General features: G+C 40.6%; 1 protein-coding gene. It reads right to left on the bottom strand.

Annotated features, from left to right (window positions below):
* On the bottom strand, window positions 1-431 hold a 431-nt coding region (locus tag CP366_RS10410), incomplete at both ends, for a transposase (RefSeq protein WP_143469315.1).

Here is a 431-nt window from a genome sequence, read left to right as displayed (position 1 = left end):
CATTTCAGAGTTTTATTCATACAAGCTACCATGGCGACCTTATTCAGTTTTGGATGAGGTCGTTTTTCTTTTAAACGATAGTAATAGTCAACAATATGATTAGAATTAGCGTGTTGTTGGCGGATCATATTACCTACAGTAAAATATAAGAGCTTACGGGCAATCGGGTTTCCACGCTTATTAATGTGATCTTGATCTAAATAGGTTCCAGATTGGTAACGACGAATATCAATTCCGACAAAGGCATTAAGCTGATTGGCATTGTCAAAGCGACTAATGTCGCCCAATGCTCCCATTAACTGAGCCGCAGTTTGTTTCCCAATTCCCGGAAAAGAGCAGTATAGGATATACTCTGGTAAGCGCTGGGCAATAGATTCCATCCGCTTGATGACCTCTTCCTTTTTACGGGTTAAGGCAATTAATTGGCGAGC

It is taken from the genome of Lactobacillus sp. UMNPBX15 (assembly GCF_002553785.1).
Lineage (GTDB): Bacteria > Bacillota > Bacilli > Lactobacillales > Lactobacillaceae > Lactobacillus > Lactobacillus crispatus.
The sequence above is the reverse complement of the archived record's forward strand: the minus strand, read 5'-3'. Positions and strand labels throughout refer to the sequence as shown.